This is a genomic window from Bradyrhizobium sp. Ce-3, assembly GCF_022835695.1.
Lineage (GTDB): Bacteria > Pseudomonadota > Alphaproteobacteria > Rhizobiales > Xanthobacteraceae > Bradyrhizobium.
This window is the reverse complement of the sequence record NZ_BQUV01000005.1, coordinates 250,856-273,107: the sequence shown is the minus strand read 5'-3', so window position 1 is coordinate 273,107 and position 22,252 is coordinate 250,856. Positions and strand designations below refer to the sequence as shown.

Here is a 22,252-nt window from a genome sequence, read left to right as displayed (position 1 = left end):
CTAGACAGCCTTGAAGGGCAGGAAACGAGTGATGATGATGCGGAGATCGCGCCAGCAGACGGCGCGATAGGGACCCAGTTGCGACACGGCGACGGCGGCGACAAAGATCGCGGCCGCCGACACGCCGTAGAGCGACACCACATACCACCATGACGGCGCCTGGTCGAATGACACATGGCCGAGCTGAGCGCGCAGCGTCAACGCAACGGCGATCCCCGTGCCGAGCGGGATCAGTACGAAATGCAGCATCCGCGACCACATCCCTGACAGCCTGAAGGTCCGCCGCAGCAGCAGTACCGTGACCACCATCTGCGCGACCATCCCGACGCAGGAGCTCCAGCCGGCCGCCTGCCAGCCGAAATAGGGCAAGGCGATCGCGCTGGTCGCCAGCGTGAAGATGCCCGTGACGAGCGAGATCAGCGCGTTGGAGCTGGAGCGTCCCTGCGACAGCAGATAGAACGCAAACACGTTGGCGCTCGAGCCCAATATCCCGCTGATCGCAAGCACCACCAGCACCAGCTGCGCTTCGGCGGCGACCTCGGCGCCGGTCCATCGATACAGCAGAGCGCCTGCGACCGGGATCAGGCCGCCGAGCGCGCTCGCGGCCAGCACGTTGAGGATCCAGGACGAGCGCAGCAGCAGGTCGACCTTGCGGTCGTCATCCTCCTTCTGCAGCGTGCTGAAGAACGGGAACAGGATCTCGCCGATCTTGAGCACGCCGATATAGACCGCCTCCTCCAGCCGCTGCGCGACGCTGTAGAAGCCGACGAATTGCGGCTGCAACAGTGCACCGAGCAAATAGCGATCCGCCTGGCCGGCGAACAGCGCGCCGCTTTGCGCCGCGACCTGCCAGCCGCCAAGCTTGACCAGGGCACGCAGTGCGCCGCGATCGAGCGCCGGCCGTGCCTGCCAGTCGCCGATCGCATGCCGTGACCAGGCGAAGGCCATCACGAGATTGGTCGCGAAGCCCAGCGCCTGACAGCCGAGGAAGGTCGAGGCCCGCGGTGCATATGGGATCAGCAGCAGCATCGACATCGTGGTCACCACCGTGCCCGTGATACCGATCGAGGCGATCCGCCGATAATCCTGACGCGCCGTGAACAGCGAGAGGAAAACCGCGAGCAGGCACTGACACAGCCAGCCGACGCCGGCCAGTGCGAAGGCAAGCCCGAGGTCGTCGGCAGCCGCGCCGCCGAGGTGAAATCCCAACCGCGCGAGCGGTGCGCCCGCAAGGCCGAGCACGGCCGCGATCAGACAGCCCACCACGATGGCAAGCGCCAGGGCGGTCGCGAAAAACCGCCGCGCCTCGTCGCGATCTTGCGGTTCCAACCGTTGTGCGAGCTCGCGGGCTGTCGACAGGCCGAGCGCATTGCTGAACATCAGCGCCGGCGCGACACAGGCCGTCACGAGGCCCGCGACACCGAACGCGGCGAGGCCGAGCCGGAAAATCACGAACGGGAGAATCGCGAGATTGAGCAGCACCGCGACCGCGAAGGCCGTCGCGTTCCACGCCGAGTTGCCGAGCAGATGGGATGGACCTTTCTTCACCGCCATGCCCGCTTTCGGTCCATCTCCTCGTTACGCCTCAAGTGCCTCTTCCATAAGGGCAAAACCCATTCGGCACGGCGACGGGCTAGCAGTCGGCGGCGCGATTGTCGAGGGTTGGCGGGCCGCCGGGCCGGCGTGAGCCTTGTCTACGCGACGGCCAAGGCGGGAGTCGATCGTCACGGAACCATGGCTGTTTGTTTCGGACTCGCTTGTTGTCCGGGTAACAGTTGGAAAGGTCAGCCAAATTGTCTAAGGCAGTAGCCTCAGAGCGGCCCGCCAAACAAGAGGTGTCTCAATGCCCTTTCCCCGCGCATCCCAAGCCCTGTCCCGTTTCACCGTACTGGATTTGACCCGGGTCCGGTCCGGGCCGACCTGCGTGCGCCAGCTCGCCGACTGGGGTGCCAACGTCATCAAGATCGATGCGTTGCTGGAGGACGGCGGCGGCGAGCAGCCGGGCGGCCCGCGCGGCGGATCCGACTTCCAGAATCTGCACCGCAACAAGCGCGCCATGACGCTGAACCTCAAGGATCCCAAGGGGCTCGATGTGTTCAAGCGACTGGCCGAGCAGGCCGACGTCATCGTCGAGAATTTCCGGCCGGACGTGAAGGGCAAGCTCGGCATCGACTATGAGAGCATCCGCAAGATCAATCCGAAGATCGTCTATGGCAGCATCTCCGGCTTCGGCCAGGACGGCCCCTATCACAAGCGCCCCGGCTTCGATCAGATCGCCCAGGGCATGGGCGGCCTGATGTCGGTGACCGGCGCCCCGGGTGAGGGGCCGATGCGGGTCGGCATCCCCGTGGCCGATCTCACCGCGGGGCTGTTCTGCGCGATCGGCATCCTCACCGCACTGTTGGAACGTGACGTCTCCGGCGAAGGCCAGTGGGTGCAGACCTCGCTGCTGCAGGCGCAGATCTTCATGCTGGATTTCCAGGCGGCGCGCTGGCTGATGGAAAAGGAAGTCGCCAAGCAGGCCGGCAACAACCATCCGACCTCGATCCCGACCGGCGTGTTCAGGACCTCCGACGGCTACATCAACATTGCCACCACCGGCGGGCGGATCTGGGAGCGCTGCGCCCAGGCGATCGGCGCGCCCGACCTGGTCACCGATCCCGATTACGCGACCGCACCGGCGCGCTCGAAGAACCGCGACGCGCTGAATGCGCGAATCAGCGCGCTGACCGAGAAGAAGTCGACCGAGACCTGGGTGCAGGAGCTGAACGCCGCCGGCGTGCCGTGCGGGCCGATCTATTCGATCGACCAGATGTTCGAGGATGCCCAGGTCAAGCATCTCGGCATGGCCCAGCACGTGCCGAACGACGAGAACCGGCACATCCAGCTGGTCAGCCAGCCGGTGACGCTGTCGCGGACGCCGAGCAAGATGGTGGCGCGTCCGCCGGAATTCGGCGAGCAGACCGAGGAAGTGCTGGCCGAGTTCGGCTTCGGCAGCGACGAGATCGCCGAGCTCCGCCAACGCAAGGTGGTTTGACGGTACCAATCCACCGGAATTTGAGCGGTTCGAGATTCGGCCAATCCCGGACCGCGACTACGCCCGCGCCGGCCGCACCATCCGTCCGAGGCCTGAGATCGCCTTGTCGATCACCGGCCAGAACAGCAGCACGATCGCCAGCGTCGTGATGCTGCCGACGAGGCCGTTCGACCAGAACACCTTCATGTCGCCGCCGGAACCGATCATCGAGAGCCGGAACGCATCCTCGGCCCGGCTGCCGAGCACCAGAGCGAGCGTGAACGGCGCGAGCGGAATGCCGATCTTCTTGAAGACGTAGCCGACGACGCCGAAGCCCAGCATCAGCCAGATGTCGAACATCGCATTCTGGATCGCGTAGGCGCCGATCGCGCAGGACACCACGATCATCGGGGCGACCGCGGCGAACGGCACGCGCAGGATCGAGGCGAAGATCGGCACGGTGGTCAGCACCAGCACCAGGCCGACGACGTTGCCGAGATACATCGAGGCGATCAGGCCCCAGACGAAATCCTTGTGCTCGACGAACAGCAGCGGGCCCGGATTGAGACCCCATACCATCAGGCCGCCAAGCAGGATCGCCGCCGTCCCCGAGCCGGGAATGCCGAGCGCGAGCATCGGCAGCAGCGCCGAGGTGCCCGATGCATGAGCGGCGGTCTCCGGCGCGAACACGCCCTCGATGCGGCCCTTGCCGAAGCTTTCCTGATCCTTGGAGAAGCGCTTGGCGAGATTGTAGCCCATGAAGGAGGCCGCGATCGCGCCGCCCGGCGTGATGCCGAGCCAGCAGCCGATCACCGACGAGCGCAGCAGCGTGACCCAGTATTTCGGCAGATCCTTCCACACCGACAGCACCACGCGCAGCGAGATGCCGGCGGCATGCCCGCGCAGCGCCAGCCGCTCCTCCATCGTCAGCAGGATCTCGCTGATGCCGAACAGGCCGATCACGGCGACCAGGAAGTTGATGCCGCGCAGCAGCTCCGAAGAGCCGAAGGTCATGCGCAGCTGCCCGGACACCGTGTCCATGCCGACGCCGGCGAGCAGCAGCCCGAGCGACATCGAGATCACGGTCTTGTGCTTGGCCTCGCGGCCGAGGCCGACGAACGAGCAGAAAGTCAGGAGATAGACCGCGAAGAACTCCGGCGGACCGAACTTCAGCGCGAATGACGAGATCATCGGCGCCAGGAAGGTGATCAAGAGCACCGCGACCAGCGAGCCGATGAACGACGAGGTGAACGCCGCAGTGAGCGCTTCGGCCGCCCTGCCCTGCTGCGCCATCGGATAGCCGTCGAAGGTGGTCGCGACCGACCAGGCTTCGCCGGGGATGTTGAACAGGATCGAGGTGATGGCGCCGCCGAACAGCGCGCCCCAGTAGATGCAGGACAGCATCACGATGGCCGACGTCGGATCCATCGTGAAGGTCAAAGGCAGCAGGATCGCGACGCCGTTGGGACCGCCGAGCCCGGGCAGCACGCCGACGAAGATGCCGAGCACCAGCCCAACCATCATCAACAGCAGCGTCTTCCAGGTCAGCAGGACGGCAAAGCCGTGCAGCAGGAGACCGAAGGCTTCCATGGTTCGAATCCTGTCGGGTAGCTAGCGGCCGAGAGCCGCTTCGAGCGGCCCCTTCGGCATGATGACGTCGAACGCGACGTCGAACGTGACAAACATCGCGGCGGTGAAGATGAAGGCGGTCAGCAGCGACTTCCACAGCGCGATCTTGCCGACCAGGCGCATGAAGCCCGCGATCAGGAGGAAGCTCGCGACATAGAGGCCGAGATACTGGGTGGCGAGGCAGAACAGCAATGTCGGCACGAACACCGCCATCACCCGGCGGAGCTGGGCCCGGGTGACGAAGGTCTCGGCGGCTTCCCGGCGCGACACGAACGCGGCACCGAGACCATAGAGGCTGGCGCCGCCGAGGATCACCGAGAGATAGAACGGAAAATAGCCCGGCTGCGGCCCGGTCGAGTCCCACGAGGCGCCGGTGCGCCAATTGTCCCAGCCGAGCACCAATGCGAGCGCTAGCAACAGCAGCGAGACGACGACGTCGACGACGCCGGTGGAGACGACGGCGGGGGAGTTGTCTTCAGGCGCGGTCGGATCGTCGACGACGATCTCAAGTTCAGTGTTGGACATGGACTGGACGGTCTGGGTTGCGAGGGCAACGATGGGGATAGCGTGCTGAACCAATCACCGTCAATGCAGCCTTCAGCTAACCGCCGGAACGTTCGGGAAACGCGCTCGCAAGTGCAGCACGATCCGCGCTGAGGACACCGCGCTCGGTGATCAATCCCGTCACCAGCCGCGCCGGCGTGACGTCGAAGCCGAAATTGGCGACTGAAGAGCCGTCCGGAACCACGCGCACGGTCTCGATCCGTCCATCCGCCGTCCGCCCGGTGAGGTGCGTCACCTCGCTCGCCGCGCGCTGCTCGATCGGAATCTGCCTGACGCCGTCGTCGATACCAAAGTCGATGGTCGGCGACGGCAGCGCGACATAGAACGGCACGCCATTGTCGTGGGCCGCGAGCGCCTTCAGATAGGTCCCGATCTTGTTGCAGACGTCGCCATTGGCGGCGACGCGGTCGGTGCCGACGATCGCGAGGTCGACCATGCGATGCTGCATCAGATGGCCGCCGGTGTTGTCCGGAATCACCGTGTGCGGCACGCCGTGATGGCCGAGTTCCCAGGCGGTGAGCGAGGCGCCCTGGTTGCGCGGCCGCGTTTCATCGACCCAGACATGGACCGCAATGCCGCGATCATGCGCCTGGTAGATCGGCGATGTCGCCGTCCCCCAATCGACGGTTGCAAGCCAGCCGGCGTTGCAATGCGTCAGTACGTTGACCGGCTCGCCCGGCTTCTTCGCCGCAGCGATGGTTTCGATCAGGCCGAGGCCGTGGCGGCCGATCTCGCGGTTGATCTCGACATCCTCGTCGGCAATCTCGCGGGCGCGGGCATAGGCCGCATCGGCGCGGGCTGACGCTGCGAGCGGCGCGAGCGCGCGCCGCATTTCATCGATTGCCCATTTCAGATTGATCGCGGTCGGCCGGGTCGCCGCCAGCATCTTGCCGGCGCGCTCCAGCGCCGCGTCGGAGGCATCCTCGCGCATGGCGAGCGCCATGCCATAGGCGGCAGTCGCGCCGATCAGCGGCGCACCACGGACCAGCATCGAGCTGATCGCCTCGCCGGCCTCGTCCGCGGTCGTCAATTTGGCGACGATGAACTCATGCGGCAATCGTCGTTGGTCGATCGCACCGACCGACCAGCCGTCGGGCTCGAGCCAGATGCTGCGGAAATGGCGGCCATCGACCTTCATGCCCTACGCCCTTCGCGTCACGCGCTTCATGGAGGACCTCTTCACGACCGCAACACCCTTCCGGCGACCGCATCGAGCTTGGCCAGCAGCTGCGGATCGCGCGCCGCGGGCGCGGTGATCAGCGCGGTGTCCAGCGCCCGATCCGAACCGATCGGACACGGCTCGTGCTCACGCGGGAAATCGCGCGCCAGCCGCGCCACCAGCGCCTTGGCCTTCTCGGCGTTCGAATTCAGCACGCGAATGATGTCCTGCACCGTCACGGCATCATGCGCCGGATGCCAGCAGTCGAAATCGGTGACCATCGCCACGCTGGCGTAGCAGATCTCGGCCTCGCGGGCGAGCTTGGCTTCCGGCATGTTGGTCATGCCGATCACCGAATAGCCCTGCGCCTTATAGGTCAGGCTTTCGGCGAGCGAGGAGAATTGCGGCCCCTCCATGCAGAGATAAGTGCCGCCGCGCGCGAACGCGATGTGCTCGGCCTCGGCAGCGGCGGCGAGATGCTTCACCAGCAGCGGCGCCACCGGATGCGCCATCGAGACATGCGCGACGCAGCCCCTGCCGAAGAACGAGCTCTCGCGTTTGTGGGTGCGGTCGACGAACTGATCGACCAGCACAAAGGTGCCCGGCGGCAGCTCTTCCTTGAACGAGCCGCAGGCCGACAGCGCGACCAGGTCGGTGACCCCTGCCCGCTTCAGCACGTCGATATTGGCGCGATAGTTGATGTCGGACGGCGACAGCGCATGTCCCTGACCGTGCCGCGGCAGGAACACGATCGGCAGCCCGGCCATCTCGCCACGGCGCAGCGTCGCCGACGGTTCGCCCCACGGGCTCGCGATGGTTTCCTCGCGGACATTTTCCAGGTCCGGCAGGTCGTAGATGCCGGATCCGCCGATGATACCGAGAACGGCTTTGGTCATGATCGCTCCTCACGCTCCCGCAACGGCGCTTTACTGCGGCGCAATATCGATGGCGCGACCGCGTGATGCAAGGCGATTCCGAGCGGAAGGTAAAGCAGGGCCTGCTGCCGACACATGCCGGTCGAGGGGGCGTGTCGGCGCTGGCTTCGGCGCTTACTTCGCGACAAAACCCGCCGCGTTCATCAGCGAGGCATTCTGCTTGTCGTCATCCTCGAGGAACTCCACCATGTCCTTGCCGGTGAGGAAGATCGGCTTCAACGCCTGCTTCTCCATGTAGTCCTTGTATTCCGCGGTCTGCGTCACCTTCTGGAACAGGTCGGCATAGAACGCCTGCTGCTCCTGGGTGACCTTGCCCGGCAGGAACATCGCGCGCAGCATCAGATACTGCACGTCCAGCCCCTCTTCCTTGCAGGTCGGGATGTCGTTCCAGGATTGCGTGTCGGTGACCTTGGTCTTGTAGGAGATCCGCTCCTTGTCGAACACGCAGAGCGCGCGAACCTGGCCGGCGCGCCAGACCTCGAGATTTTCGCTCGGATTGTTGACGTTGGATTCGGTATGGCCGCCGACCAGCTGGGTCGCGGCCTCGCCGCCGGACTTGTACGGCAGGTAGGAGAATTTTGCGCCGGTCTTCTGCTCCATGAACACGGTCAGCACGTGATCCTCGCGCTTGGAGCCGGTGCCGCCCATCTTGAACGGCGCGCTGGCGGCCTTGGCGGCATCGATGAAGTCCTTCACGGTCTTCGGACCGTTGGCGTTGTCCCACAACACGAACTGGTCGAGCGCGATCACCGACACCGGCGTCAGGTCACGCCAGTTGAACGGAATCTTGGCCGACAGCGGCAGCATGTAGATCAGCGAATAGGCGATCAGCACCTTGTTGGGATCGCCCTCGCTGGACTTCATGTACATCAGCGCTTCCGCCCCCGACGCGCCGCCCTTCAGCGACACCACCATCGGCTGCTTCATCAGATTGTTCTTCTGGATCGCCGCCTGCATCATGCGCGCCATCTGGTCGGAGGCGCCGCCGGCACCGGCCGCGACCACGATTTCGACCGGCTTGCTCGGCTCCCAGCCGGCGAAGGCCGGCGTGCTCAGCAGCAGGGCCGCGATTGCAGCCGTGGTTTTGACAATCTGTCCCACGTGTTTCTTCCCTATCTCTTTGTTCGGCTTGGCAAAACCTGCGAGAGGCTGATAGCCGTCATTGTGCCGAGAAAGCGAGTGAGTTCAAGCCGCGAACTGCCGCATGGCCTATGACTTTGGAATGAGGTGGGTGTGTCGCTTTGTTCGCGTTGACAAACGGTGTCATCGCCCGGCTTGACCGGGCGATCCAGTATTCCAGAGGCAGTCGTTACTGAACCGATGGGCCGCGGCGTACTGGATCGCCCGGTCCATGTGCGCAATTGCGCACAGGCCGGGCGATGACAGCGGTGGTTGGAACTACTTGCCCTTGAAGTTCGGCGCGCGCTTGTTGAGGAAGGCGTCCATGCCCTCGCGGAAATCTTCGCTCATATAGGCGCGCAGGATCAGGTCTTCGCCTTCCTCGCGCGACAGCGTGCGGCGGATGCGGCGCACCGCTTCCTTGGTCACCTCCAGCGTGATCGGCGCGTGGCCGGCGACGAGCTTCGCGGTCTCGTTGGCGCGGCGCTGCAATGTCTCCACATCGGGCACGACCTCGTTCAACAGCCCGAGCGCCAGCGCTTCCGGCGCCTCGACCAGGCGCGCCTTGAAGATCAGATCCTTGGTCCGCGCCGGGCCGATCAGCGACACCAGCCGCGAGATGTTGGACATCGACAGGCAATTGCCGAGCGTGCGCGCGATCGGGAAGCCGATCCGGGTCGCCTCGGTGCCGATGCGGATGTCGCAGCATGCGGCGATCCCGGCGCCGCCGCCGGTGCAGGCGCCGGCGATCGCCGCGATGACAGGCACGCGGCACTGTTCCAGCGTGCCCAGCACGCGGTCGATCCGCGCCTCGTAGTCCAGCGCGTCCTGGGCGGTCTTGAACGCCCGGAACTGGGAGATGTCGGTGCCGGAGGCGAACGCCTTGTCGCCGGCACCGGTCATGATCAGCGCCTTGATCGAATGGTCCTGATTGATGCTCTCGCAGATCGAAGCCATCTGCTCGTACATCGCAAAGGTCAGCGCATTGCGCGCCTGCGGCCGGTTGAACGTGATGCGCGCGATCCCGTCCTCGACGGAATAGATCAGGTCTTCGGTCGATGTGACGGGCGCGTTCATGTCTCGCTCTTTCTGTTCGTTACAACTCGATTTTCAGGCCAGGGCCTTCTTGTTAAGCGACCTTCGTAGCCTGTGCGGTGTCGCGACCCTTCAGGACCTCCATCGCCGCCAGCACGCCGCCGCCGCGATGCGGGATCTTGGCCAGATCGAGGCCCATCTCGACGCCGGACAGCGTGCCCATCAGCATCAGATCGTTGAAGTGACCGATATGGCCGATCCGGAACACCTTGCCCTTGACCTTGTTGAGGCCGGTGCCGAGCGACATGTCGAAATTATCCAGCACCACCTTGCGGAAGTGGTCGGCATCGTGGCCGTCGGGCACGCGCACCGCGGTCAGCGCCGGCGAATGCGCGCCCTGCTCCTGGCACTGCGTCTCCAGGCCCCAGACCTTGATGGCGGCGCGGGTCGCTTCGCTGTGGCGCTTGTGGCGGGCGAAGACGTTGTCCAGCCCCTCCTCCTCCAGCATCTTGACGGCCTCGCGCAGGCCGAACAGCAGGTTGGTGGCGGGCGTGTACGGCCAGGTGCCGGCCTTGTTGATGTTGATGACTTCCTGCCAGTCCCAGTAGGAGCGCATGCCCGGATTGGCCTTGGCCACCGCCAGCGCCTTCTCCGACACGGCGTTGAAGCCGAGGCCGGGCGGCAGCATCAGTCCCTTCTGGGAGCCGGCGATCGAAACGTCGATGCCCCAGGCGTCATGCTCATATTCGAGCGAGCCGAGGCCCGAGATGGTGTCGACCATCAAGAGCGCCGGGTGCTTCAGCGTGTCGAGGATCTTGCGCACGTCGCGCGGATAGGTGACGCAGGCGGTCGAGGTCTCGTTATGGACCACGCAGACGGCCTTGATCTTGTGCGCGTTGTCGGCAGACAGTTTTGCCTCGATCTGCTCGAGGTCGGCGCCGTGGCGCCAGTCGCCCGGGATGAAATCGACGTCGAGCTTGAACTTGTCGGCAATGCCGTGCCACAGCACCGCGAACTGCCCGGTCTCGCACATCAAGACCTTGTCGCCGGGCTGCAGCGTGTTGACGATCGCAGCCTCCCAGGCGCCGGTCCCCGACGACGGGTAGATGATCACCGGCTGCTTGGTGCGGAACACGCGCTGCATCGCCGACATCACGGCGAAGCCGATCTCGGCGAATTCGGCACCGCGGTGGTCCATGGTCGGCATATCCATGGCCCGCAAGACCCGGTCCGGCACGTTGGTCGGTCCCGGAATCTGCAGAAAATGCCTTCCAGTATGCACGGTCATGAGCGTCTTTCCCGGTCTTGCCTTGGTCTTGGTAAGCCGCTCGCATATCACTATTCGCCGGGTTTGTCCTAGGCCCGGCGGGGGCCCGTCATGCATATCTGACGGCGCTCCACCGGGGCCAAAAGCCCTCATTCGGCGGCCACCACCTTGCCCGGTGCCACCATGTCGTCCGTCTCCTCGAACGGCCGCTCGGGGTGCATCAGGAACGCTGAGAAACCGCCAAGCAGCAACAGGCCCATCGACATCAGGAACGGCAGGTACCAGTTGCCGGTGGCGTCGATCACGAAGCCGGCAACCAGCGGCGAGACGATCGCCGCGAAGGCCGAGCCGGTGTTCATGAGCCCGGCGGCAGTGCCGGAATATTTCGGTGCGATGTCCATCGGGATCGACCACATCGGGCCGATCACGAGCTCGGCGCAGAAGAAGCCGGCCGACAGGCAGAGCGCGACCAACGTGATGTCGTGAACGAACAGGATCGGCATCAGCGAGAGCAGCGCGCCGGCGAAGCCCACGACCGTCACGCTGAGCCGCGCCAGACGCACATTTCCCGTGCGCTCGAGGATACGGTCAGAGATGACGCCGCCGATGCTGTCGCCGATCACGCCCGCAAAGAACACGCCGGATGCGAACAGCGCCGAGTTCTTCAGATCGAGGCTGTAGTTGTTCTTGAAGAACAGCGGCAGCCAGTTGAGGTAGAGCCACAGGCACCAGCCGTAGCAGAAATAGGTCAGGGTCACCGGCCACATCCGCTGCAGCAACGGCCCCCACGGCACCTTCGGCCGCGCGCCCTGCGGACGCGGCGGCAATGTCGCAAGCTCGGCCGCGGTGATCGAGCCATGGTCGCGCGGCTCGTTGCGGAAGTACCAGACCCACACGACGCCCCAGATCAGGCTGACGAAACCAAGCACGACGAATGCGCCGCGCCAGGTCAGCCAGAGGATCAGCAGCGCGACGACCGGCGGGGTGATGGCATTGCCGAGCCGCGCGAACGAATGCGTCAGACCTTGCGCGAAGCCGCGTCGGTTCGCCGGCGTCCAGTACTGCATCGCGCGCGTCGCGGTCGGGAACGTGGCGCCTTCGCCGAACCCGAGCGCAAAGCGCGCGACGAACAGCGCGGCGAGGCCGTGGACGAAGCCGGTCATGATGGTCGCCGCCGCCCAGATCATGCCGCACCAGAACAGCGTCTGGCGCGGCCCGAAACGATCGCCGACCCAGCCGCCGATCACCTGGAACAGCAGATACGGATAGGCGAAGGCTGAGAACACCAGGCCGAGCTCGGTGTTGGACAGCCCGAGCTCCTTCTGGATCTCGCCGGCTGCGGTGCCGATGTTCACCCGATCCACATAGGTGATGAAATACATCACGCAGAGCATGGCCAACACGACATGGGTGGCCTTGAACCGAAGCCTCATATCCTCCCCCTCCCTGATCTGCGTTTTGTCTGTGTTGTCGGTGCGCGCTAGGTGCCGACCACCTTGAGATGCGACGCGTTGCGCTCGTCGCGCTGCTCGAGCAGCCGCATCGCGGCCTCGACGCCGCCCGCACGGTGCGGCACGCCGGCGACCGACAGCCCCATCTCGACGCCGGTGAGCGCGCCAAGCAGCGTCAGCTCGTTGCACTCGCCGAGATGGCCGATGCGGAACACCTTGCCGGCGACCTTGGACAGGCCGGAGCCGAGCGACATGTTGAAATTGTCGAGCACGACCTTGCGGAACGCATCGGCATCATGGCCGGGCGGCATCAGCACCGCGGTCAGCACCGGCGAGAATTCCGAGGGCTCCTGGCAGAGATTCTCGAGCCCCCATTGGTTGACGGCGGCACGCGTGGCGGCTGCCAGCCGCCGATGGCGCGCGAACACATTGTCGAGCCCCTCTTGCAGCAGCATCGCGATCGCCTCGCGCAGCCCGTAGAGCAGGTTCGTCGCCGGCGTATAGGGGAAGAAGCCCTTGGCGTTCGGCTTCAGCATCTCCTCCCAATCGAAATAGGAGCGCGGCATCTTGTTGGTGCGCGACGCGGCACGCGCCTTGTCCGAGATGGCGTTGAAGCCGAGGCCGGGCGGCAGCATGAAACCCTTCTGCGAGCAGCTGACGCTGACGTCGACCTTCCATTCATCGTGCCGGTAATCGACCGAGCCGAGCGAGGAAATGGTGTCGACCATCAACAGCGCCGGATGCGCGGTGCGGTCGATCGCGGCGCGAATGTCGGCGATCCGGCTGGTGGCGCCGGTCGAGGTCTCGTTGTGGACCACCATCACCGCCTTGATGCTGTGCGCGGTGTCCGCGGCAAGCCTTGCCTCGATCTCGGCCGGGTCGGCGCCGCGGCGCCAGTCGCCGGGGACGAAGTCGACCTCGATGCCGAAACGGCCGGCGAGCTGCCACCACAGGGTGGCGAAGTGGCCGGTCTCGACCATCAGGACCTTGTCGCCGGGCGACAGCGTATTGACGATCGCGGCTTCCCAGGCGCCGGTGCCCGACGACGGGAAGATCACCACCGGGGCTTTGGTCTGAAACACCTTCTGGCTGCCTTCGAGCACCGTCCGGCCAAGCTCGGCGAATTCGGCGCTGCGGTGGTCGATGACCGGCATGTCCATCGCGCGAAGAATGCGATCCGGGACCGGGCTCGGCCCTGGAATCTGTAGAAAATGGCGCCCTTGATGCATGAGATCCTCCCAATCGCCGGATTTCGACTCTTCTGCCATCCATTTTGCATTCATTTTTTGTCTTTTCAATCGAATTTTGGTATTCGATTGTGGAGATCGACGCGACCGCGCCGGCAAATTATTGTTCAGGATATGAAATCCGCGATTCCCGAAACCGGGGTTCCAATCACCCAACCCGCCGCCGGCAATGGCAGCGACCGCCAGGAGGCCTCGCTGCACGGCGAGATCCTGCTGCGGCTCCGCGACTATGTGGTGGAAGGCAACATTGCCGAGGGCGCCCGCGTTCCGGAACGGCAGCTCTGCGACATGCTGGGGATCTCAAGGACGCCGTTGCGCGAGGCGCTCAAGGTGCTGGCCGCCGAGGGTCTGATCGAGTTGCTGCCCAATCGCGGCGCGCGGGTGCGCCGGCTCAGCCAGCGTGACCTCGAGGAACTGTTCGACGTCATGGCCGGGCTCGAGAGCCTCGCCGGACGGCTGGCCTGCGAGGCGATCACCGACGAGGAAACCGCCGCGATCGAGCGGCTGCATTACGAGATGTACGGCCACTATCTGCATCGCGACATGCACGGCTACTTCCAGACCAACCAGCAGATCCACGAGAGCATCGTCGCGGCCGCGCGCAACGAGACGCTGAAGACGACCTACGCCAACTTCGCCGGCCGGATCCGGCGGGTGCGGTATTCCGCGAATTTCGCCCGCAAGCGGCAGCGCTGGGCCGAGGCAATGCGCGAGCACGAGGCGATCCTCGATGCACTGCGCCGCCGCGCCGGCAGCGAGCTCAGCGACATCCTGTTCCAGCACCTGCGCAACAAGCGGGCCGCCGCCATCGATCATCTCGTGGAGGCGCCGGAAGGCGGCTTGGAGACGACGCCCCAGAACGGCTAAAGGGGGCTGCCAAGGAGCGACTGGGAGGCAGCCGTCCTTGCTCATTTTGAATTCATAATATAATTCTCATGTCGAGAGAATGCATAATCCATGAGCAGACCTCGGCGTCATGGATCACATCGGATCTGGGATGAAGAACGCCTCCTCGCTCGAACAGCGCCTGCGGTCCGAACTGACCGGCGACGTGTTTTTCGATGCCTTCAACCGCGGCCGCTACGCGACCGACGCCTCGTTCTACCAGATCATGCCGGCCGGCGTGGTGGTGCCGCGCACCGTCGACGAGGCGCTGCGGACGCTTGCGATCGCCCGCGACGCTGGGCGGATCGTCACCCCGCGCGGCGGCGGCACCTCGCAATGCGGCCAGACCGTCAATGACGGCATCGTGGTCGACCTGTCCAAGCACCTGAACCGGATCCTCTCGCTCGACGTGGAGAATCGCACCTGCGTGGTCGAGCCCGGGATCGTGCTCGACGACCTCAACCGCCAGCTCAGGAAGCACGGGCTGTGGTTTCCGGTCGACGTCTCGACCGCATCGCGCGCCACGATCGGCGGCATGGCCGGCAACAATTCCTGCGGCGGCCGTTCGCTGCGCTACGGCACGATGCGCGACAACACGCTGTCGATGGACGCGGCGCTCGCCGACGGCACGCTGCTGCATTTCGGCGAAGTGCCGCGCGATCTGACGCGGATCAATTCTGCCGACAGCGGATCGCGGCTGTTCCGCGATATGCTCGACCTCGGCGAGCGCGAGGCGGCCGAGATCGCGGACAAATTCCCCAAGGTGCAGCGCCGCGTCGGCGGCTATAACCTCGACGCGCTGGTGCCGCGCAATGCGCCGAACAACATGGCGCATCTGTTGGTCGGCTCGGAGGGCACCCTCGCCTTCACGACGCAGGTCGAGTTGAAGCTGTGGCCGGTGATCCGCAACAAGGCGCTCGGCGTCTGCCATTTCGGCAGCTTCTACGAGGCGATGGACGCGGCCCAGCATCTGGTCAAGCTGCGGCCGATTGCCGTGGAGCTGGTCGATCGCACCATGATCGCGCTGGGACGCGAGATCGCGATGTTCCAGCCGATCATCTCGGCGGCGGTGCACGGCGATCCGGACGCCATCCTGGTGGTCGAGTTCGCCGAGGAGGACCAGGCCGACAACCTCGCGCGCCTGAAGCAGCTCGCCGAGCTGATGGGCGACCTCGGTTTCGGCTGGGACAAGCCGCAGCGCAAATGGGGCGGCGTGGTCGAGATAACAGAGCCCGCGCTGCAGACCGGCATCGCCGATTTCCGCGCCGCCGGCCTCAACGTCATGATGTCGATGAAGCAGGAGGGCAAGCCGGTCTCGTTCGTCGAGGACTGCGCGGTGCCGCTGCCGCACCTTGCCGATTACACCGAACGGCTCAATGCCGTGTTTGCCAGGCACGGCACCCGCGGCACGATGTACGCGCACGCCTCCGAGGGCTGCCTGCACGTGCGCCCGGTGCTCAATCTCAAGCTCGAGAAGGACGTCAAGGCAATGCGCGCCATTGCCGAGGAAGCCTTCGAACTGGTGCGCGAATACAAGGGCTCGCATTCCGGCGAGCACGGCGACGGCCTGGTGCGCTCGGAATTCCACGAGACGATGTTTGGGCAGCGCATCGTTGCCGATTTCCGCGAGGTCAAGCAGCGCTTCGATCCCGGTAACACGCTCAATCCCGGCAAGATCGTCGATCCGCCCAAGATGGATGACCGCTCGCTGTTCCGGTTTTCACCGGACTATCGCGTCGGCGAACTGAAGACGGTGCTCGACTGGTCGGCCTATCCCGGCGCCGGCGGCGGTTTCCAGGGCGCGGTCGAGATGTGCAACAACAACGGCGCCTGCCGCAAGCTCGAGGGCGGCGTGATGTGCCCGTCCTATCGCGCGACCCGCAACGAGAAGGACGTCACCCGCGGCCGCGCCAACACGCTGCGGCTGGCGATCTCGGGCCAGCTGGGGCCGGACGCACTGGCCTCCAACGAGATGATGGAGACGCTGAAGCTCTGCGTCTCCTGCAAGGCCTGCCGCCACGAATGCCCGACCGGCGTCGACATGGCCAAGATGAAGATTGAGGTGCTGGCCGCGCGCGCCGCCACCCACGGCCTGTCGCTGCGCGACCGGCTGGTCGGCTATCTGCCGCGCTATGTCGATCTCGCCTCGCGCTTCGCTCCGCTCGCGAACTGGCGCAACAAGAGCCCGCTGTTGCGCGCGCTGTTCGAGAGACTCGCCGGGATCAGCGCCAAGCGCGCGCTGCCGGCATTTCGCCGCGACACTTTTCGGCCGGACGCCGAGGTGCTGGGTCCGCGTGATGGCCGCGAAGTGGTGCTGTTCGCCGACACCTTCAACCGCGGCTATGAGCGGGAGAATCTCGACGCCGCGGTCGAGGTGCTGGTCGCCGGCGGCTATCGCGTGCACCTGCCCAAACCGTCGGACGGCGCCCGGCCGCCGTGCTGCGGACGGACCTTCCTGTCGGCCGGACTGGTCGAGCAGGCGCGTGCCGAGCTCGACCGGCTGGTTGCGACCTACGCGCCGTTCGCCGCCCGCGGCGTGCCGATCATTGGTCTCGAGCCGAGCTGCCTGCTGACCCTGCGCGACGAATTGCTGTCGCTGCGCTCGGATGACGCGGCAAAGAGCGTCAGCGCGCACGCTTTGCTGTTCGAGGAATTTTTGGTGCGCGAGGCCGAGGCCGGACGCTTGGCCTTGCCGCTCGGCGCGGTTGCCAGCAAGGCTGTGGTGCACGGTCACTGCCACCAAAAATCCTTCGGCGCGTTCAAGCCGGTGGAGAAGGTGCTGCGGCTGGTGCCCGGCCTCGACGTCAAGACCATTGAATCAAGCTGCTGCGGCATGGCCGGCGCGTTCGGCTATGGCGCGGAGACCTATCAGGCCTCGATCGAGATGGCCGAGCTGTCGCTGCTCCCTGCGGTGCGCGGCGCCGAGCAGGACACGCTGATCGTGGCCGACGGCACCTCCTGCCGGCACCAGATCAAGGACGGCAGCGGGCGCACGCCGCTGCATGTCGCCAGCGTATTGGCGATGAGCCTGAAACGTGCGACATCGAAATCCGACCCATCATTGCCGATAAAGGAACAGGCCCATGGCTGAGCTCACTCTCGATATTGCCCGCAAGATTCTGGATGCCGCGCTCGCCAAGGGCGTCGAGAAGAAGCTGAAGCCGCTGGTGGTCACCATCCTCGACGCGCGCGGCGCGGTGAAGGTGACCGCGGCGCAGGACGGCACCAGCCTGATGCGGGCCGAGATCGCCCACGGCAAGGCCTATGGCGCGCTGGCGCTCGGCATGGGATCGCGGGCGCTGTATCAGCGCGCGCAGGAGCAGGCCTATTTCATCGACAGCGTGAACACGCTGGCGCAGGGCCGGCTGGTGCCGGTCCCCGGCGGCGTGCTGATCATGGACGGCGCGGCGTTGCTCGGCGCGGTCGGCGTCAGCGGCGACACCTCGGACAATGACGAGATCTGCGCCGTGGCCGGCATCGAGGCGGCCGGCCTGAAGGCCAACGCAGGCTAGAGCCGCAACGGGCGTCGCGCTCCCTCGTCCCGTTCTCCCGGGGCGAGGGTTAGGGCAAAGTGCGCTTGCACGATTTCGGAATAATGGAATTGTGCCACTGAGTTGCCCGACGTGTCAAGCTGCCGTGTCGAGCGCCGGCGGCCGCCCGGCTACTGTGCATGGGGTTGTTTTCGATATTTTGGCAATTGCCCTCCCCGCACCCGGGGCGAGGAGCAGCAGAGTCCGCCGCTCAGCGCCCCGTCCAGGTCGGCTTGCGCTTCTCGCCGAAGGCCTTGAGGCCTTCCTTGGCGTCCTCGGTCATCGCCAGCAACGCGATCTGGCTTTCGGTGTAGGCGATGCTTTCGTCGAATGACATCGACGCGATCGCGCGCATCGCGTATTTGCCGCGGCGGATCGCGGTCGGCGACTTGTCGACGACGCGGCCGATCAGCCAATCGACCTTGGCGTCGAGCTCGGCCGCCGGCACCACGTAGTTGAGCAGCCCCGCGGCCTGCGCAGCCTTGGCGTCGAACGGCTCGCCGGTCAGCGCCCATTCGTTGATCAGGCGCGGCGGGGCGATCGATTGCAGCAGGCTCAGCACCTGCATCGGAAACACCCCGACCTTCACCTCGGGCAGGCCGAAGATCACGCCATCGGCGGCGACCGCCATGTCGGTCATGCACAGCAGCCCCATGCCGCCGGCCATGCAGACGCCGCCGACCCGCGCGATCGCGGGCTTGGTCGCATTCTGCGACAGCCGCAACAGATCGGCGTAGTCAACATTGGGGCGCGAGAAATCCATCGAGAAGGCCGCGCCGCTGTTCTGCAGATCGGCACCGGCGCAGAACGCCTTGTCGCCCGCGCCGGTCAGCACGATGACGCGGACGTCCTTGTCGTCATGCGCGTCGCGATAGCCCTTCGCGATGCCCGCGATCACACCGGCATTGAGCGCGTTGCGCTTGTCCGGACGGTTGATGGTGATCCAGAACGCCTGGCCGCGCTTCTCGAGAAGAACGCTGTTGTCGGTCATGCTTCCTGCCTGTTTCTTGCCTGATTGCTGTTGTCAGCGCACATTTGCGGCAGGATCGGCGCCGACTGCAAGCAGGATTATGCGGCGGCGGACGCCTTCCTGATCCAAACCTTGTTGTCGTGGAACGCGGCGCCGCCAAGCGGAGCGACGGCCTCCGCGCCGGTCAGCATGTTGATGCCGCGCCCGCCGATGTGGGACTTGTTCGGGTGGATCGATTCCGCGATCAGCACGCCGCGGCGAACGCCATCGAACAGCTTTGCGGTCAGCGTGGTCTCGCCACGCATATTGCCGAGCGTTACCGCATCCCCGTCTGCGATCGAGAGCGCGGACGCATCGTCGGGGTGGATCATCACGGTCGGCGCGCCCTCGCGGGCCTGCGACGATGGCGTTTCATTGAAGCTGGTGTTGAGGAAGCTGCGCGACGGCGAGGTCGCGAGCCGGAACGGATGTTGCGCGTCCGCCTCCTCGATGATGGTCCAGTGGTCGGGCAGCGAGGGCATCTTGTCCCACGCGCCCATCAGCCCGCCGCTGCCGACCGGCACCTTGCCCCAATCGACCTTGAAGTGGAACTTCTTGTCGGCGTGCGCGAAGCCGTCGAGATAATGCGAGGTGCGGAAATCCGGTTGCAGGTCGCGCCACAGCTCGGCCTCGAGCGTCGCGATGTCGCCATGCCCGCTCTTCTTCAGCGTCGCATCGATCAATTCGCGCGGCGTCATGTCGAAGCCGGGATGCACGGCGTTGAGCCGGCGGCCGAGCCCCTGCATCACCTCGTGATTGGAGCGGCACTCGCCGGGCGGATCGACCAGCTTCGGGCCGACCGAGATGTGCTGATGACCGCCGCCGTAATAGAGGTCGTCGTGCTCCATGAACATCGTCGCCGGCAGCACGATATCGGCCATCTGGGCCGTCTCGGTCATGAACTGCTCGTGCACCGCGACGAACAGATCCTCGCGCGCAAAGCCCTGGCGCACCAGCGCCTGCTCGGGCGCCACCGTCATCGGATTGGTGTTCTGGATCAGCATCGCCTTGACCGGCCCGCCGCCCCGCAGCGCCTCGGCATCGCCGGTCAGGATGCGGCCGATCTTCGACTGATCGAGCACCCGCGTGGTCGGATCGATCGCGTCGTGGCCCTCGATGATCGACTCGTCGAAGCGCCAGATTCCGGCATTGTTGAAGAACGCGCCGCCGCCCTCATATTGCCAGGCACCGGTCACCGCGGGAATGCAGGTCGCGGCGTGCATCTGCGCGGCGCCGTTGCGGCTGCGCGTGAAGCCGTAGCCAAGACGGAAGAAGGAGCGCTTGGTGGTCCCGACCAGCCGCGCGAACGCCTCGATCTCCTCGACCGGCACGCCCGAGATCGCCGAGGCCCATTCCGGCGTCCGGGTCTTCAGATGCGCTTCCAGCTCGTCAGGGCAATCGGTATAGCGCGCCAGATAGTCGCGATCGGCCAATCCCTCGCGGAACAGCACGTGCATCACGGCACAGGCGAAGGCGCCATCGGTGCCCGGCCGCAGCAGGATCTTGATGTCGGCCTGCTTCATGGTCTCGTTGTTGTAGACGTCGACCGCCGCGATCTTCGCACCGCGCTCTTTTCGCGCACGCGATGCATGCGTCATCACGTTGACCTGGGTGTTCACCGGATTGGTGCCCCAGATCACAACGAGGTCGGAGACGCCCATCTCGCGCGGGTCGACGCCGGCGATCTTGCCCGTTCCTGCGGCAAAGCCGATGCGGGCGATGGTCGCGCAGATCGTGCCGTAGAAGCGCGAATACTTCTTCACATGCGACAGCCGGTTGAGGCCGTCGCGCATCACGAGCCCCATGGTGCCGGCGTAGTAATAGGGCCAGACCGACTCGGCGCCGAACTCCCGCTCGGCGGCGTCGAAGCGGGCCGCGATCTCGTCCAGCGCCTCGTCCCAGGAGATCCGCGCAAACTGGCCGGAGCCCTTCGGCCCGGTCCGGCGCAGCGGGTGCATCAGGCGTTCGGCATGATGAATCCGCTCGGCATAACGCGCGACCTTGGCGCAGACCACACCGGCCGTATAGGTCTGCCGTTTGGAGCCGCGCACCCTGCCGATCGAACGTCCCTCGATCACCTCGATGTCGAGCGCACATGCCGAGGGGCAGTCGTGCGGACAGGTGGAATGGCGGATGTCGACCTTGGCATGCTGGTTCATGGCCGGATTGGTAACATCAAATACCCCCTCCGCCGAGGGGCATTATTGACCCAGTCCGGGCGAAAACCGCGCATAAGCCATGCGACAGGCGCCGCCCGGACCGGGCAGCACTTCGATCAAACCCTGAAGATGCGGGTATAGCGCGCCTTGATCGATTCCCCTTCCCGCTCCACCGCCGCCGGATCGTCCTTCATCGTCTTGATGTCCGTCAACGGCTTGCGTCCAGCCTTCTCCTTTGCCTGCGCGTGGACCGAGCGGAGACCACCGATCTCGATGTTGAGCTGCTGCCCCTCGCGGCCGAGCGCGAACGATTGAAACAGCCTGGCGGCATTCGGGTGCGGGCAGTCCTTGAAGATGCCGTTGGGGCCAACAATGATCGGCGATCCTTCGGTGGCGTAGACCGGCTCGACCGGGCGGCTCATCTCCTTCATCTGGAAGATGTTGTACTCGTTGCCGTCGGCCATGACCGCGCGCTCGCCGAGGTCGAGCTTCTTCGGCGGATCGGTCGAAGACTGCACCTGCATGATGTTCTGCTTGGCGAGCTGCTCGAAGAAGCTCCAGCCGAGATCGCGCTGCATCTGATAGGTCGCGGTCATGATGGTGCCGCTATAGCCGGGATGCGCCTTGACGATCTTGCCCTTCCATTTCGGATCGAGCAGATCGGCAAAGCTCTTCGGCGCCTCCTCGGCCTTCACGAGGTTGGTGTTGTAGGCAATGATCGACAGCCAGACCCGGAAGCTTGCGAACTGCCCATCGGCGTCGCGATGCTCCTCCGGATAGAATCGTGCGACCTCCTCCGGCACATAGGGCGCCAGAATGCCGTCCCGCTTCCATACGATGAAATGCGCGGCATCGGAGGAATTGACGACATCGACCGCGTGAATGTTGCTGGAATATTCCTGGCCGACCCGCTGGAACACGCGCTCCGCGCCGGTGCGTTCGACACGCACGGCGATGTCAGGATATTTCGCTTCGAACGCCCGCGCCAGCTTCTCGGCGACCGGCAGATCGGTCGAGGTGTAATAGACGACCTGCCCTTCCTTTTTCGCGGCCGCGATCAAGGCCGGCGTCACCGGTTCCGCGGCTGGCGCCGCCGCCATCACGCGCGTTGAAAAGGCGGCGCCTGCCAGCACGGCGCTGGCGCCTTTCAGCATATCGCGCCGCGACAGCCCAGGATTTTTCCCCATATGATTCCCCGCACTCGGTGGCGAAGTTGGATACACCGTCTTCTCGCTCTTATTCCGATG

The 22,252-nt window shown here is 65.4% G+C and carries 17 protein-coding genes; 4 read left to right on the top strand and 13 right to left on the bottom strand.

Annotated features, from left to right (window positions below; translation table 11 throughout):
• Positions 1–1,554, bottom strand: a complete 1,554-nt coding sequence (locus BRSPCE3_RS19215) for a lipopolysaccharide biosynthesis protein (protein WP_244067635.1) — start codon at positions 1,552–1,554, stop codon at positions 1–3.
• A 289-nt stretch (positions 1,555–1,843) separates the two neighbouring features.
• On the opposite strand from BRSPCE3_RS19215, the gene BRSPCE3_RS19210 reads away from it, so the two are divergent.
• The gene (locus BRSPCE3_RS19210) at positions 1,844–3,037 is read left to right on the top strand and encodes a CaiB/BaiF CoA-transferase family protein (RefSeq protein ID WP_244067634.1); all 1,194 of its coding nucleotides are present in this window, start codon (positions 1,844–1,846) and stop codon (positions 3,035–3,037) included.
• 57 nt (positions 3,038–3,094) lie between these two features.
• On the opposite strand, the gene BRSPCE3_RS19205 is transcribed toward BRSPCE3_RS19210, so the two are convergent.
• From BRSPCE3_RS19205 to BRSPCE3_RS19165, 9 genes are all read right to left on the bottom strand, one after another.
• Entirely contained in the window at positions 3,095–4,606 is a 1,512-nt protein-coding gene (locus tag BRSPCE3_RS19205; protein WP_244067633.1) for a tripartite tricarboxylate transporter permease, read from the bottom strand.
• Positions 4,607–4,627: 21 nt separating this feature from the next.
• The gene (locus BRSPCE3_RS19200) at positions 4,628–5,170 is read right to left on the bottom strand and encodes a tripartite tricarboxylate transporter TctB family protein (protein ID WP_244067632.1); all 543 of its coding nucleotides are present in this window, start codon (positions 5,168–5,170) and stop codon (positions 4,628–4,630) included.
• Positions 5,171–5,246: 76 nt separating this feature from the next.
• Positions 5,247–6,347: an S-methyl-5-thioribose-1-phosphate isomerase gene (gene mtnA, locus BRSPCE3_RS19195; protein WP_244067631.1), complete on the bottom strand. Its 1,101-nt coding sequence runs from the start codon at positions 6,345–6,347 to the stop codon at positions 5,247–5,249.
• Positions 6,348–6,388: 41 nt separating this feature from the next.
• Positions 6,389–7,264, bottom strand: coding sequence for an S-methyl-5'-thioadenosine phosphorylase (locus BRSPCE3_RS19190; protein ID WP_244067630.1), 876 nt, complete (start codon positions 7,262–7,264; stop codon positions 6,389–6,391).
• Between the two features lie 153 nt (positions 7,265–7,417).
• Positions 7,418–8,395 (bottom strand): Bug family tripartite tricarboxylate transporter substrate binding protein, encoded by a 978-nt coding sequence (locus tag BRSPCE3_RS19185; RefSeq protein ID WP_375709935.1) that lies wholly within the window; start codon positions 8,393–8,395, stop codon positions 7,418–7,420.
• A 306-nt stretch (positions 8,396–8,701) separates the two neighbouring features.
• On the bottom strand, positions 8,702–9,499 hold the full coding sequence (locus BRSPCE3_RS19180) for an enoyl-CoA hydratase/isomerase family protein (RefSeq protein WP_244067620.1): 798 nt from the start codon (positions 9,497–9,499) through the stop codon (positions 8,702–8,704).
• A 52-nt stretch (positions 9,500–9,551) separates the two neighbouring features.
• On the bottom strand, positions 9,552–10,745 hold the full coding sequence (locus BRSPCE3_RS19175; RefSeq protein WP_244067618.1) for an alanine--glyoxylate aminotransferase family protein: 1,194 nt from the start codon (positions 10,743–10,745) through the stop codon (positions 9,552–9,554).
• A gap of 128 nt (positions 10,746–10,873) precedes the next feature.
• Positions 10,874–12,157, bottom strand: a complete 1,284-nt coding sequence (locus tag BRSPCE3_RS19170; RefSeq protein ID WP_244067616.1) for an MFS transporter — start codon at positions 12,155–12,157, stop codon at positions 10,874–10,876.
• A gap of 47 nt (positions 12,158–12,204) precedes the next feature.
• Positions 12,205–13,404, bottom strand: a complete 1,200-nt coding sequence (locus tag BRSPCE3_RS19165; RefSeq protein ID WP_244067615.1) for an alanine--glyoxylate aminotransferase family protein — start codon at positions 13,402–13,404, stop codon at positions 12,205–12,207.
• A gap of 132 nt (positions 13,405–13,536) precedes the next feature.
• On the opposite strand from BRSPCE3_RS19165, the gene BRSPCE3_RS19160 reads away from it, so the two are divergent.
• From BRSPCE3_RS19160 to BRSPCE3_RS19150, 3 genes are all read left to right on the top strand, one after another.
• Positions 13,537–14,289, top strand: a complete 753-nt coding sequence (locus BRSPCE3_RS19160) for a GntR family transcriptional regulator (protein WP_244067613.1) — start codon at positions 13,537–13,539, stop codon at positions 14,287–14,289.
• 130 nt (positions 14,290–14,419) lie between these two features.
• Positions 14,420–17,398 (top strand): FAD-binding and (Fe-S)-binding domain-containing protein, encoded by a 2,979-nt coding sequence (locus BRSPCE3_RS19155; protein WP_244067611.1) that lies wholly within the window; start codon positions 14,420–14,422, stop codon positions 17,396–17,398.
• On the top strand, positions 17,391–17,819 hold the full coding sequence (locus BRSPCE3_RS19150; RefSeq protein ID WP_244067609.1) for a heme-binding protein: 429 nt from the start codon (positions 17,391–17,393) through the stop codon (positions 17,817–17,819). Before BRSPCE3_RS19155 ends, BRSPCE3_RS19150 begins: the two co-directional genes overlap by 8 nt.
• Positions 17,820–18,048: 229 nt before the next feature.
• On the opposite strand, the gene BRSPCE3_RS19145 is transcribed toward BRSPCE3_RS19150, so the two are convergent.
• From BRSPCE3_RS19145 to BRSPCE3_RS19135, 3 genes are all read right to left on the bottom strand, one after another.
• Positions 18,049–18,828 carry an enoyl-CoA hydratase/isomerase family protein gene (locus BRSPCE3_RS19145; protein WP_244067608.1) on the bottom strand — a complete coding sequence of 260 codons (780 nt, stop codon included), beginning with the start codon at positions 18,826–18,828 and terminating at the stop codon, positions 18,049–18,051.
• 77 nt (positions 18,829–18,905) lie between these two features.
• A complete protein-coding gene (locus BRSPCE3_RS19140; protein ID WP_244067607.1) occupies positions 18,906–21,005 on the bottom strand; it encodes a molybdopterin oxidoreductase family protein in 2,100 nt (699 codons plus the stop codon).
• Between the two features lie 116 nt (positions 21,006–21,121).
• Complete coding sequence (locus BRSPCE3_RS19135) at positions 21,122–22,192, bottom strand: ABC transporter substrate-binding protein (RefSeq protein WP_244067606.1); 1,071 nt, start codon at positions 22,190–22,192, stop codon at positions 21,122–21,124.
• Positions 22,193–22,252 lie beyond the last annotated feature (60 nt).